Here is a 12,225-nt window from a genome sequence, read left to right on the forward strand (position 1 = left end):
CCCTGGTTTTCCTTCCTTTTTGCTTAACTCCAGCTAACAGCCGTAAAGACGCTTCCAGTCCCCCCTGTATCCGTTTCCCGCAGCCGCAGGCATTCCGGGGTTTTTCACAGCTGGGCGCATCCGGGCGGTAGATCGCCGTCACTTGGGGGGAGCTCAAGACGGGAGAGGCGGATGGGAATTGGATTCCCGGAGAAGAATGGGGGTGGTTGGGAAGCGGATTTCTAGAGAAGAATGGGAGCAGATGGAAACTGAATTTCAGGAAAAGAATGAGATGGAAATGAGTGACGAATACCAGGGCATGATAAAAAATATTTTCTCTCAATACGACATCCGGTTTGCCAGTCCAATCCGCCGCTCCCGTAAAGGCAATCCGTCAGGGAGCCTAAAGGCCCTTCCCCATTGGAGGCACGCAGCCTGTATGGAGGGGGAGAGACGGGGCGGGAAAATTCCACGGGCATTCTGGAGGCGTTGAGTGCGCCGTAGACTCACTTGATAAAAACCACACCGAATTGGGAGGCTAAAATCTGCTCACCAAAGCAGATTTTAAAGCGGCCTGAGCCGCGCAATTCATCAGAATTGCGGGGTGAATGCCGCTGGTGCCTCCCAATTCGGTGTGGTTTTTATCTAGTGAGACTAGGCAAACGGCCCGTCTCCAGAATGCCCGTGGAATTTTCCCGCCCCGTCTCTCCCCCTCCATACAGGCGCCCCCCTTTCATATATCTTCGATTCAACACAACTTTAGCGCTGAATGCAAAAACATTTCATTTGTTCAAAGTGGATTCGTAAGTAATGAAAAGTGAATGTATTGAAATAAATAATTAAATTGATATAATAATATACAAAAGGGGGATGAAAAGTGGTGGGATTTTAGACAAAGTGACGGGGTGCGGAAATGGAAATGAATGAGAAGTGCATTAAAATATTGAATTATCTTGTGCAGCAGAAAAACTTTACGTCCTATACTAAGCTTGCTGAAATCTTTCAAATATCCGATAGGATGGTTCGGAGGCATGTGGATACTATTGAGGAATTTCTGGGGTCTAAGGGGCTTAATTGTGTTGAAAGAAAGTATGGAAGCGGTATAAAAATTCATATAACAGACAAGCTTTTGGACTCTGTTCTTTTGTGGCAGAACAGGAGAACCTCTTACCAGTATACATATTCTAAGGAAGAACGCAATGATATCGTTCTCGCCGCGCTGCTGCTTGAAAACAAGCCGGTGTCACAGCGGTATTTTGCCCAGATGCTGAATGTTTCGGATGCTACGATTGTACGGCAGATGGAGCGGGTTCAGGAGGCCGTAAGAAGATGCGGGCTGACCCTTGCGAGGAAAAATAACATGGGCGCATATATTGAAGGAGATGAGTTTGACCGTCAGACACTGATCATCCAGTGTTATCAAAAGTACGTGAATTTTGGTAATCTGAAAGCGTATATGCATGGGGATATAGCCCATATAGACGGCTCCAGACTGACGGATATGCTGTTTGACCGGCTGAATGACCGTGGAGAACTGATTTACAGTTCTATTGAAGCATTTGAAAGTGAACATGAAATACAGTTAGACGATGAGGCATTTGTAAGAATTTTTCTTCAGATTTTTATTCTTGTTGCCCGGATACAGGCCGGAATAAAAGAAAGTGTATATCATCCTCCGGCATTTGCTGAATTGTTTGATGACTGGCAGGAGGAACTGCAGCTGATCCAAAAGATTGGGCAGCAGTATCAGGTGCAGATAGGCATGGATGACAGAATCTATATTATTGCAGGTCTGTACAGCGGATCCCAGGTACTGGGAATGTTGTGTACAGCTGAGCATTACAAAATCATGGAATATACGGTTGAACAGATGATTTCCGTCTATGAAGAAGTGTCCGGCATACAATTTGGAGTATTCCGGAAGAAATTGAGGAAAGAGCTGATCCGTCATATACAGCCAGTTATGGCCCTTGCATTTTTAAAGCTGCCGGCAAATAAAAGTTCCTGTGCCCAAAAGGCTTTTACAGACATAGAGTGTCTTAACTATACTAAAATGGCCATTGGTGGTTTCGAAAATTGTATTGGGAGACGCCTGAAGGATGAAGAGATATCGGCAATTGCGGTCTATTTCCGCACGATTGAGATAGAGATCCATGAGAGCCGGGAGGATTCAAATAAGGTCCTGCTGGTGTGTGGCGCAGGAATTGGAATTTCTAATTTAATCGCAATCCAGCTGCGGCAGCAGTTTCAGGTAGATGCAATCATTACTGCATCAAGCAGGCAATTTCATAAGATTCCCAGGGAATCTTATCAGCATATCATCAGTACGATTGAGATTGCAGGGCTTGCGCCTCAGGAGTATGTGTTGATATCTCCTTGTTACACGATGGAAGACCAGAAAAAAGTTGCCGCGGTATTGAGGCGCTCCGTGAACAGAACAGCCCGCTACGATCAATTGGTAGACACCAGCTCCAGACTGCTGAAACGGCTGGAAAAATATACGGATATCGCAGATAAACAGTATTTACAAATGGAGATTATCGAGGAGCTGCTTAGTGGTGAAGACACACAGACAGAAAGGGGAGATAAAAATTTACGTGGACAGTTAAATATCTGGGATATGTTAAACGAGGGTGTTGTACAGGTCAAGTTTCAGGCAGAAAGCTGGCAGGAAGCTGTAAGAGAGGGGGTAAGTTTACTTGAGAAAACAGGTGCGGTTGAGGCCAGCTATGCAGATAATATAGTGTCAAATATTCTTCAGATGGGACCGTACATGGCGATTATGCCACAGGTGTTTTTTTCACATGCTGAAAATAATGGCAATGTGTATTCTGCGGCAATCAGTATACTGACACTTGAAAAAGGCGTCACTGTGGGGCGGGATGACTGTGATCCCATACGATTGGTGATTACTTTGGCAGCTCCGGATTCCACCGCTCACCTGAGAGCTGTTGCGCAGCTGTTTAGCATACTTCGTAAAAGGGATAATGTAGACAAAATAATAAATTCAAAGAACTGCGCATCAATCGTAAAAATAATTATGCAGCAAAAGTGGAGGGAACCCTGTGAGTGATGATTTAGTAATTTCAGAAAAATTGATTTTTAATGGTTTAGAAGGTGGTTTTGAAAATATGATATATACTGCCGGTGAAAAGCTGCAGGAGTTGGGCATTGTAAAAAGCAGTTATCCGGAGGCGGTTATCATTCGGGAAAAGGAGTATCCAACGGGGCTGGAAGGTGTGCATGGAAATTTTGCCATACCTCATACGTACAGCGAGCATTGTATTGGCTCGGCACTGTCTATTATCCGGCCGCCAAAGCCGCTGGAGTTTGTCAGGATGGATGATCACAGCAAAAGTATCCTCTGTGGTTTGATCGTACTGCTGGCAATTGACAAGCCGGAGAAACAGTTGTCTATGTTAAGAAAGCTTATGAGAGCGATGCAGGATGTGGAGATTTTTCATATCCTGGAGAGTGAGAGGTCCAGCAAAGCCGTAGTAGAAACTCTGAGAAAAATATGTCTGTAAAAAATAGTAAGACTCGAAAAAACCTTGCCAACTATTTTTTATGCATCGTACGTAAGTGACCAAAATACGGTCACTAAGTGCTCATAGCTATAAAAAATAGTAAGGCTCGAAATAACCTCACCAACTATTTTTTATGCATCGCACGTAAGTGACCAGAATACGGTCACTAAGTGCTCATAGCTATAAAAAATGAAATGAATGAAGGAGATGCAAATTATGAAGAAAATTGTTGTAGCATGTGGATCTGGTATTGCAACGTCAACTACGGTGGCATCAGCTATTCGTGAACTGTGTGCAGAGGAGAGAATTCCTGTAAAGATTGAATCAATTGATCTGAAAAACCTGGAGAATGAGATCCAGGGCGCCGATATATATGTAGGAATCATTAACGCTGCAGAAATAGATAAGACTGGTGTGAAGTACGGTGTGGAAACGATTAACGGAATTCCTTTTTTAACAGGGGTAGGCATCGAAGAGGAATTTGAAAAGTTAAAGAAAATATTGCTTAAATAGTCAGGGGAAGAATTGGTTGTCAATATTTTTTTATGAATTAAAATGAGAAGATATATAAAATCCCATGATATTATAGCATACAATACATGGGCATGCAATGTGATAAATTCGGGGAATAAAGGAGAAAAAGGGAGAAGAATTCTATGAATGCTAGAGAAAAGTTTAGGGCAGTTCTCGATTTTGAGCCAGGGGCTCCTGCGCCAAAAGTGGAAACAAGCTACTGGTATCAATGTGTCGAGGGATTTATCGAACAGGGGCTGCCTGTTGTAAATCCGCTTCCCGAGACAAACACAAAAAATATAGTTGTGCGCGGCGGTCCGGTTGCAATTCCCAAAGGGAATGATGATTTTTATGATAAAAATGTGATGAGCTTCTTTCATATGGATCCGTATTTTGCCAAGTTTCCCTTTGACATCAGTCCGCAGCTGCCAAAGGTGGTTTTGAGGGACGAGGAGAATGCAATTGTCTACAGAGATTCCTTTGGAAGAGAAGTTTTTGAAAAGAAGGATGACAATACAACCAATTATGTATTGAAATATCCGGTAGAGACATTGGCGGATTTCAATAAGTATCAGGAACTTTATAACACGAATTACGCCGAGCGGCTGCCGAAGAACTGGGCACGGCTGGTGGAGGGGTGGAAGAACAGGGATTACCCTATCCGGCTTGGAGGCAACCCATTTGGCTGCTATGGAGTGGCAAGGGTTCTGATGGGGGATGAAAACCTGATGATTGCCATGTATGAAGAGCCGGAATTAATTCATGCGATTGAGCGTTTTTATCTGGATCTGATTAAAAACTACTGGTCTCTTTTCCTGAAGGATGTGCAGATGGATTGTGTAATGATATGGGAAGATATCAGCTATAATGCGGGGGCAATGATTTCCAATGCCATGTTTCGTGAGTTCTTTACACCGTATTATGTGGAGTTGATCGACTTTTTTCATCAATACGGGCTGAACCATATTATCGTCGACAGCGATGGATTTGTGGAGGATATCCTGCCTGAATTTGTCAATGCCGGTGCAACCGGAATGTATCCTTTTGAAATCTATGCGGGTAATGATTTGCTGCGGATACGGGAAGCATTTCCGAAACTTCAGATTCTGGGTGGAATTAATAAAAGAGTGCTGATGACACCTCATCGGAATTTTGAGGCGATAGATCAGGAATTGGAGAAGGTGCCGATTCTGCTTCGGCAGGGGGGATTCATTCCTCATGTAGATCACAGCGTACCGGAAGGGGTTTCGCTTGAGAACTTTACATATTATAGAAACCGGCTGAATGAGATTATAGATCGGGAGACGAGAATATGAGAAAAACATTCATGAAAGTTTTGGTGATTTTAAGTGCCGCTGTGGCTGTGTTTTCATTTATCAGGCCGAATCTGGCAGTTATTCTGGTTAATTTTGCTGTTGTTATGTTCTTATATAAAAAAGGGTGGTTAAAGAAGATTACAGAGTAGTCGGGGGAAGAGAGAAAGGAGAAGGATATGGAGTTTTTATTAAATATAGTCAATGGTTTTCTGGGATTGGGATCAAGTATATTTATGCCTGTTATTATCATGATTCTGGGAATAGCGGTAGGAGTAAAGATAAAAAAGTCAATTTCATCAGGAATCCTGCTTGGGGTGGCTTTTACGGGAATCGGTCTGGTTATATCCTATATGACCGGCGCATTGTCACCGGCAGCGGAGGCAATGGTAAGCAGATTCAATCTGAGTTTTGATACCCTGGATTTTGGATGGCCGGCGGCATCGGCAGTTGCATGGGCATGGCCTTATGCGGCACTGTGTTTTCCGATTCAGATAGGAGTCAATCTGCTGATGGTTGTTTTGAATGTAACGAAAACTGTGAATGTGGACATGTGGAACGTATGGGTGAAGTGTTTTTGTGGTGCTATCGTAGCGGCTATGACCGGGAAAGCTGTCATTGCCCTGGTTGTTGTAGCCGTGTGGGTGGCAGTAGAGCTAGTTTGTGCAGATCTGATGCGTAAATCTGTGTATGCGGTCACTAAAATTCCGGGAATCTCGGTACCACATTCCTATGTGTGGGATGCTGTGATATTAGTGCCCATATTATGGCTGATTGAAAAAATTCCGTTTATGAAAAAATGTCCGAAGGTGACGGTAGATAATTTGCGGGACAAGATAGGAATCTTTGGAGAAAATCATGTCATTGGTTTTATTATGGGGACGGTATTGGGCTTATGCGGAGAATATTCTGTAACCGCTTCTCTGACCCTTGGCATCCAGGCAGCAACAGCCATGGTTTTACTGCCAACAGTGGCAAAATTCTTTATGCAGGCGCTTACGCCGCTGGCGAATGCCATGAGTTCCTTCATGAAAAAGCGGTTTCCGGACAGGGATGTTTATATTGGCCTTGACTGGCCGGTGCTTGCTGGTGATGCGACGATGTGGACCAGTGCAATCCTGCTGATTCCTGTACTTCTGGTGCTGGCGATTGTACTTCCTGGTAATACGGTTCTTCCATTTGCTTCCATCGTATTTATAGATGCCACCATTTTCGCAACAGTAGTGGCGAGAAGCGATCTGATTAAAACATTTATACTGGCTGTGATTAATGCGGTTATCAAATTATATGTGGCTACATTTTTTGCAGGAGTAGTGACTCAGCTTGCAGTGGCCTCCGGTACGGTCAGCGTAAATGAAGGATTTGCCAATGTGATCTGGATTGGCATGGGCTGGATGTACTGGGCCTTTGCAAAAATCGCAGGCATCTTCACCGGAGATCTGAGCGGAATTCTGGTGCTGGCAGGTTCTGTTGCACTGTTCTTAGTATTCGCGAAAATTATGCGGACTCGGAATAAAGAGATGTGTGCGGAAGGCATATATGATTATAGCGAAGAGCCGGGAAAGGCTGAAGAATCAGCTTCAGAATAAAAACGATGGAGAAAGCATTTATTGGACTTGATATAGGAACTCAGGGCGTGCGGGGAGTGGTCATCACTCCCGATGGTCGGGTGTTGAACAGCTGCAAAAAAGGATTTGACTCCATGAATGTGTCAAAAGAACCTGGAAGGCAGGAACAGAATCCGGAAGATTGGTGGCGGACGGCGATGGCTGTACTTGCGGTGCTGTCAGATACGCAGGCAGAGATATGTGCAGCTGCTATAGATGGAACATCAGGAACGCTGATTCCGTTGGATGAGCAGAATCGGCCGATGATGAATGCAATGATGTATAATGACACAAGGTCGGCAGGACAGGCGGAGTGGATTGAAGAAGAGGCCCGCAGGCAGCAGGCGGCGTTTGGATTTCGTTTCAATTCTTCGTACACACTTCCAAAAATACTCTGGTGCATGGAAAACGGAATTCAGGCCAAAAGATATGTGCATCAGACGGATTATATTGTTGGGAAGCTGACAGGGATTTACGGAAGGACAGATACATCCAATGCACTAAAAGCAGGATACGATCTTACCAATAACCGCTGGCCGGAATTTGTAACCAGATTGCTGCCAAAGGAAAAGCTTCCCGAGGTTCTGCCATGTGGTTATCTCCTGGGAGAAGTCAGTGCGGCAGGAGCGGAAGCAACAGGAATGAAAAAAGGGACTCCCATTTGTGCAGGTGCTACAGACGGTTATGCCTCATCTCTGGCAGCATGCGCGGCCAGGCCGGGTGACTGGGCGAGTATACTGGGAACCACGTTGATTGTGAAAGGGGTTACGGAAAATCTGATCGGTGATCCGGGCGGAGTTATATACTCCCACAGACATCCCCAGGGCTGGTGGATGCCGGGCGGTGCATCCAATGTCGGAGGGCGGTGCATCAACGAGTGGTTTGGCATGGAAAGACTGGATGAACTGAACCAGAAGAGCAGCCGTATTGCACCTACGGGAAACCTGGTTTATCCGTTGACTGCAAGGGGGGAACGTTTTCCCTTTGTACAGGCTGATTTTGAAGGGTTTTCCCTGATGCGCATGGGCAGGGAAGAGGAGAGCGTCAGATATCTGTCGGTACTGGAAGGAGTCGGGTATGTGGAAAGAATGTGCTATGACTCTATAGAAACGATGGGAGTATTGGTCCCGGACACCATTTATACAACCGGGGGAGGCTGCCGGTCAAAAGTGTGGCTGCATACACGTGCCGCCATACTGAACCGAACCTTAAAGATCCCGTTTTTTACTGATGCAGCTGCAGGAAGTGCCATGCTGGCGGCCAGTACGGTCTATTTTAAAGAACTCTCAAAGGCTGTAGAATGCATGGGGCGTATTCGGGAGGTGATAGAACCGGATCCTGTGAAGGCGGAAATATATAACGAATACTATCAGGAATTTGTTTGTGAGGTAGAGAAGAAAAGGCAGGTCGAACATGAGTATATTTAAGGATTGTGATATCCGGGGAATCTATCAGGAGGAACTGGATGAGAAGAAGGCTTACCGGATTGGAGGGGCAGTAGGGACACTGCTGGAGGGAAGAGATATTGTAGTTTGCGGTGATGTTCGTACCAGTACGGAAAGCCTGAAAAAAAGTTTTATAAATGGCCTGTATGATACAGGGGCAAAAGTCACGGATATTGGTATTGCGCCTACCCCGGCTGCTTACTTTGCAAAAAGCAGTGACGGATTGAACGCTTATGGACTGGCGGTTGTCACAGCCTCTCACAATCCGGCCAAGTATAATGGGATAAAGTTAATGTTTGGGGATGATCCGATCATGCCCGGAACCATTAAAAAAATAGAGGAACTGGCAGTTCAGGAAAAATTTGTACTGAAAAAAGGAAGCTGCAAGGTTGCAGATGTGATGGACGCTTACCGGAAGCATTTACATAATCTGACAGCAATGAATAGTCTGAAAGTTACTCTGGATTGTGGAAATGGAACGAACAGCTTGTGTGCGCCGGAGATTTTCCGCAGCTTTGGTTATCAGGTAGATGAGTTATACTGTCGTCCGGACGGAACTTTTCCAAACAGAGATCCTAATCCGGCGGTCTATTCCAATCTTTCAGAAGTCTGCCGGCAGGTTTGCAGCTCTGGATCTGATTTTGGGGCGGCATTCGATGGCGATGGGGACCGGGCGGTATTTATAGACGATAAAGGGAATGTTGTGCAGAGCGAGAAGGCGTTTGTAATACTGATAAATGGAATTGCAAAAAAAGATTTCTCGATCGTATATGATCAGAAGTGCAGCAGTATTGTGCGCAATGAAGTGGTCCGGCTGGGAGGCACACCTGTCATGGAGCGCAGCGGGCATGTGTTTATTAAGAAAACGTTCCTTGAAAACGGATCTGAACTGGGCGGTGAAATCAGCGGCCACTATTTTTTCAAAGAACTTGGTTATGATGATGCAATATATGCAGCTTTAAAAATGGGAGGGATCATACAGCACAGCGGTAAACGTCTGAGTGAGCTGGCAGACCAGATTCCGACGCCATGTATCACACCCGATATCAGAATTTCAGTACCATATGAAAAACAGGATGGTATTCTGATAAAAATACGGGATGCATATCAGGAATATCCCATTGATAATCTGGACGGTCTGCGCATCACGCTTCCAGAAGGCTGGATACTTGTGAGAAAATCAGTAACAGAGCCGGCGCTGACTCTGCGGATTGAGGCTGCGGATCAGGATGGGATTCGTAAAGTTAAGGAATGTTTAAATCAGACAGCGCCAGAACTACAATTGACTTAATGCAGGAGGAGTAACAGGAGACTATGTTTAAGAGAAAAACAACGGTAGTAAATGAAAAGGGGATTCATGCACGTCCCGCATCAGATTTTGTTGCAAAAGCAAAACAGTTTCAATCGAAAATTATGGTTACTAATTTATCCGAGGATGAAGGTGATACGGCGAATGCCAAATCTATTATAGAGATACTGTCGTGCGCAATAGAAAAAGGGACAGAGGTAGAGATAAGCGCGGATGGAGCGGACGAAGAAGCTGCGGTAAATGGACTGATAGACCTGATTGATGCTGGTTTGGGGGAGTAAGAGACATACTTGGAGGAAAGAAAAATGAAGTTGGAGGGTATCTGTATATCAAAGGGAGTTTCAACAGGAAAAATACAGGTCTACATACCGTACAGTGTCCAGGCTGATGAAGAACTGATTGAATCGGGGGAGATATCTCTGGAAATACGGAAATTTCGGACCGCGCAGGAGTTATCCCTGGCAGAATTGAAGCGTTTGAGAGGCGAAATAGGGGATAATAAGGAGATTATTACAGCTCATATAGACATGATTCAGGACGAAGAGACAGCAGCCGAAATAGAAAGGCTGATTGCAGAAAACAGATATCAGGCGGGAAGGGCTGTGAAAGCTGTCTATGACATTTTTGTACATAAATTGTCTAAATCCAAAAGTGAATTGATGCAGGAGCGGGCCAATGATCTGAGAGATGTCTGCCGCCGGTTAATGAGGAACTGCACAAAAGAGGAAGAAAAAGGAATACAGATACAGGATGGACCGGTGTTGATTGCAGCAAAAGAGCTGCTGCCTTCCGATACGGCAGCCATGGATATTTCCAGAATAGCAGGTATTATCACGGAGGAAGGGGGATGCACATCCCATAGTGCAATTATTGCGAGAAACTATGGAATTCCGGCTATATCAGGCGTTCAGAATCTTATGTCACTGGTTCGGGAAGGGACAAGGGCCATTTTGGATGCTGCTGGGGGAGTTCTTTATCTGGAACCGGATGAAGAACTGGAAGAAAAATATAGTAAGATCAGAAAAGAAAATGAAAGAATAAAAAAGGAAGAAGAGCAGTATTTAAATATGCCTGCAAAAACAGCAGATGGGGAGCCTGTTTCAATCGGCCTGAATCTGGGATCAGATAACAGCCAGGAGCTAAAGGGCATGGATGCAGCAGATTTTGTGGGATTGTTCAGATCAGAATTCCTGTTTATGGGGAAGCGTGATTTTCCTTCAGAAGAGGAGCAGTTTCAGGCATACAAAAAAGTCCTGGAAACAAGTGGAGAAAGGCCAGTGGTTCTAAGAACATTGGATATTGGCGGAGATAAAACGCTTCCCTATTATCAGTTTCCTAAAGAAGCAAATCCATTTCTGGGAAATCGGGCGCTGCGTTTTTGCCTGAGTAAACCGGAGATCTTCCGGACACAGTTGAGGGCAGCGCTTCGTGCATCTGTTTATGGCAACCTCTGGATTATGTTTCCCATGGTATCCGGCTTGGATGAAATCCGCGAAGCAAAGAAGTGCATAGAAGCTGTCCGGCAGGAATTAAAAGAAGAGGGCATCAGTTACAGCGAGAAAATTCCCATTGGTATCATGATAGAGATACCGTCGATTGCACTGCTTGCAGATCGTGCGGCAAAAGAAGTGGACTTTGCTTCTGTCGGAAGCAACGACCTCTGTCAGTACCTGATGGCGGCGGACCGAATGAATCCCAATGTCCAGCCATACTATCAGAATTTCCATCCCGCCATGTTCCGCTTGCTGAAGTATGTGTCAGATTCCTTTCATCAATGTGGAAAATCCGTCAGCATATGCGGAGAACTGGGGGGAAACACGCTGGCAGTCCCTGTCCTGATTGGATTGGGATTTCGAAAACTGTCGATGAGTTCCAGTGCGGTGGCTTCAGTAAAAAAGGTCATTTCAACGTACACATTAGAGGAGGTTCAGCAGTTGTCTGATACAGTTCAAAACTGCGGTACCGAACAGGAGGTATTAGGTCTAATAGAGAGCTTTACCTGTTCTTCCGCTGAATGAAGACACGTCTCACCCCCTCCATACAGGCGACCTCCCCCTATATAACCTTAAACAGCCAATATATAATCCCCAGCCCCCAGCTTGTAAAGATCCCATACAGGATTACCGGCCCCGCTATGGTGAAGATTTTACATCCTATCCCGAAGACCTGCCCTTCTTTTTTGTACTCAATTGCAGGAGCGGCAACGGAGTTGGCGAATCCTGTGATGGGGACGAGGGCTCCGGCTCCGCCCCATTTTGCTATTTTAGGGTAGATGTTGATACCCGTAAGTATGACACTGATCAAAACCAGAAGCAGGGAAGTCCAGCTGCTGCACTCGTCTTTTGTAAAACTCTGGAGTTCACAGTAATTGTAGATGAACTGTCCGACTGTGCAGATGATTCCGCCTGTGACAAAGGCTTTTGCCATATTGGCATAAACATTGTGTACCGGGGTTTTTTGCTTTACGTAATCCTGGTATTGCTTCTCCTGCTTCATTTTTTCTACTTTATCCATATCTGTTTCTCCTTTAAT

At 45.1% G+C, this 12,225-nt stretch carries 11 protein-coding genes; 10 read left to right on the forward strand and 1 reads right to left on the reverse strand.

The genetic code is table 11. From position 1 onward, the window contains the following. The first annotated feature begins 892 nt into the window (after window positions 1-892). The 10 genes from HMPREF0240_RS13395 to ptsP all read left to right on the forward strand — a co-directional run bounded on the left by HMPREF0240_RS13395 (window position 893) and on the right by ptsP (window position 11,711). Entirely contained in the window at window positions 893-3,052 is a 2,160-nt protein-coding gene (locus HMPREF0240_RS13395; RefSeq protein WP_009003952.1) for a PTS sugar transporter subunit IIA, read from the forward strand. Continuing rightward, the gene (locus HMPREF0240_RS13400; protein ID WP_009003953.1) at window positions 3,045-3,506 is read left to right on the forward strand and encodes a PTS sugar transporter subunit IIA; all 462 of its coding nucleotides are present in this window, start codon (window positions 3,045-3,047) and stop codon (window positions 3,504-3,506) included. Before HMPREF0240_RS13395 ends, HMPREF0240_RS13400 begins: the two co-directional genes overlap by 8 nt. A gap of 216 nt (window positions 3,507-3,722) precedes the next feature. After that, window positions 3,723-4,019 carry a PTS sugar transporter subunit IIB gene (locus tag HMPREF0240_RS13405; RefSeq protein WP_035313415.1) on the forward strand — a complete coding sequence of 99 codons (297 nt, stop codon included), beginning with the start codon at window positions 3,723-3,725 and terminating at the stop codon, window positions 4,017-4,019. 143 nt (window positions 4,020-4,162) lie between these two features. Further along, window positions 4,163-5,335 carry a uroporphyrinogen decarboxylase family protein gene (locus HMPREF0240_RS13410; protein ID WP_009003955.1) on the forward strand — a complete coding sequence of 391 codons (1,173 nt, stop codon included), beginning with the start codon at window positions 4,163-4,165 and terminating at the stop codon, window positions 5,333-5,335. Further along, window positions 5,332-5,484: a hypothetical protein gene (locus tag HMPREF0240_RS24410; RefSeq protein WP_009003956.1), complete on the forward strand. Its 153-nt coding sequence runs from the start codon at window positions 5,332-5,334 to the stop codon at window positions 5,482-5,484. Before HMPREF0240_RS13410 ends, HMPREF0240_RS24410 begins: the two co-directional genes overlap by 4 nt. A 27-nt stretch (window positions 5,485-5,511) precedes the next feature. Continuing rightward, entirely contained in the window at window positions 5,512-6,921 is a 1,410-nt protein-coding gene (locus tag HMPREF0240_RS13415; protein WP_009003957.1) for a PTS transporter subunit IIC, read from the forward strand. Window positions 6,922-6,926: 5 nt separating this feature from the next. Beyond that, window positions 6,927-8,366 carry an FGGY family carbohydrate kinase gene (locus tag HMPREF0240_RS13420; RefSeq protein ID WP_009003958.1) on the forward strand — a complete coding sequence of 480 codons (1,440 nt, stop codon included), beginning with the start codon at window positions 6,927-6,929 and terminating at the stop codon, window positions 8,364-8,366. After that, window positions 8,353-9,675, forward strand: coding sequence for a phosphomannomutase/phosphoglucomutase (locus HMPREF0240_RS13425; protein ID WP_009003959.1), 1,323 nt, complete (start codon window positions 8,353-8,355; stop codon window positions 9,673-9,675). Before HMPREF0240_RS13420 ends, HMPREF0240_RS13425 begins: the two co-directional genes overlap by 14 nt. Window positions 9,676-9,698: 23 nt before the next feature. Next, entirely contained in the window at window positions 9,699-9,974 is a 276-nt protein-coding gene (locus HMPREF0240_RS13430; RefSeq protein ID WP_009003960.1) for an HPr family phosphocarrier protein, read from the forward strand. Window positions 9,975-9,998: 24 nt separating this feature from the next. Beyond that, window positions 9,999-11,711 carry a phosphoenolpyruvate--protein phosphotransferase gene (gene ptsP / locus HMPREF0240_RS13435; RefSeq protein ID WP_009003961.1) on the forward strand — a complete coding sequence of 571 codons (1,713 nt, stop codon included), beginning with the start codon at window positions 9,999-10,001 and terminating at the stop codon, window positions 11,709-11,711. Between the two features lie 37 nt (window positions 11,712-11,748). Here the strand turns inward: ptsP and HMPREF0240_RS13440 are convergent, their stop codons facing one another. Beyond that, the gene (locus tag HMPREF0240_RS13440) at window positions 11,749-12,207 is read right to left on the reverse strand and encodes a SpoVA/SpoVAEb family sporulation membrane protein (protein WP_009003962.1); all 459 of its coding nucleotides are present in this window, start codon (window positions 12,205-12,207) and stop codon (window positions 11,749-11,751) included. Window positions 12,208-12,225: the final 18 nt, after the last annotated feature.

Origin of the sequence: Clostridium sp. D5, from assembly GCF_000190355.1 — a bacterium.
In the GTDB taxonomy this organism is placed as follows: domain Bacteria; phylum Bacillota; class Clostridia; order Lachnospirales; family Lachnospiraceae; genus Faecalicatena; species Faecalicatena fissicatena_A.

What these genes read in the sequence shown, in the direction of transcription:
- HMPREF0240_RS13395 (WP_009003952.1), top strand. Translation starts at nt 893, where the DNA reads ATGGAAATGAATGAGAAGTGCATTAAAATATTGAATTATCTTGTGCAG.
- HMPREF0240_RS13405 (WP_035313415.1), top strand. Translation starts at nt 3,723, where the DNA reads ATGAAGAAAATTGTTGTAGCATGTGGATCTGGTATTGCAACGTCAACT.
- HMPREF0240_RS13410 (WP_009003955.1), top strand. Translation starts at nt 4,163, where the DNA reads ATGAATGCTAGAGAAAAGTTTAGGGCAGTTCTCGATTTTGAGCCAGGG.
- HMPREF0240_RS24410 (WP_009003956.1), top strand. Translation starts at nt 5,332, where the DNA reads ATGAGAAAAACATTCATGAAAGTTTTGGTGATTTTAAGTGCCGCTGTG.
- HMPREF0240_RS13415 (WP_009003957.1), top strand. Translation starts at nt 5,512, where the DNA reads ATGGAGTTTTTATTAAATATAGTCAATGGTTTTCTGGGATTGGGATCA.
- HMPREF0240_RS13420 (WP_009003958.1), top strand. Translation starts at nt 6,927, where the DNA reads ATGGAGAAAGCATTTATTGGACTTGATATAGGAACTCAGGGCGTGCGG.
- HMPREF0240_RS13425 (WP_009003959.1), top strand. Translation starts at nt 8,353, where the DNA reads ATGAGTATATTTAAGGATTGTGATATCCGGGGAATCTATCAGGAGGAA.
- HMPREF0240_RS13430 (WP_009003960.1), top strand. Translation starts at nt 9,699, where the DNA reads ATGTTTAAGAGAAAAACAACGGTAGTAAATGAAAAGGGGATTCATGCA.
- ptsP (WP_009003961.1), top strand. Translation starts at nt 9,999, where the DNA reads ATGAAGTTGGAGGGTATCTGTATATCAAAGGGAGTTTCAACAGGAAAA.
- HMPREF0240_RS13440 (WP_009003962.1), bottom strand. Translation starts at nt 12,207, where the DNA reads ATGGATAAAGTAGAAAAAATGAAGCAGGAGAAGCAATACCAGGATTAC.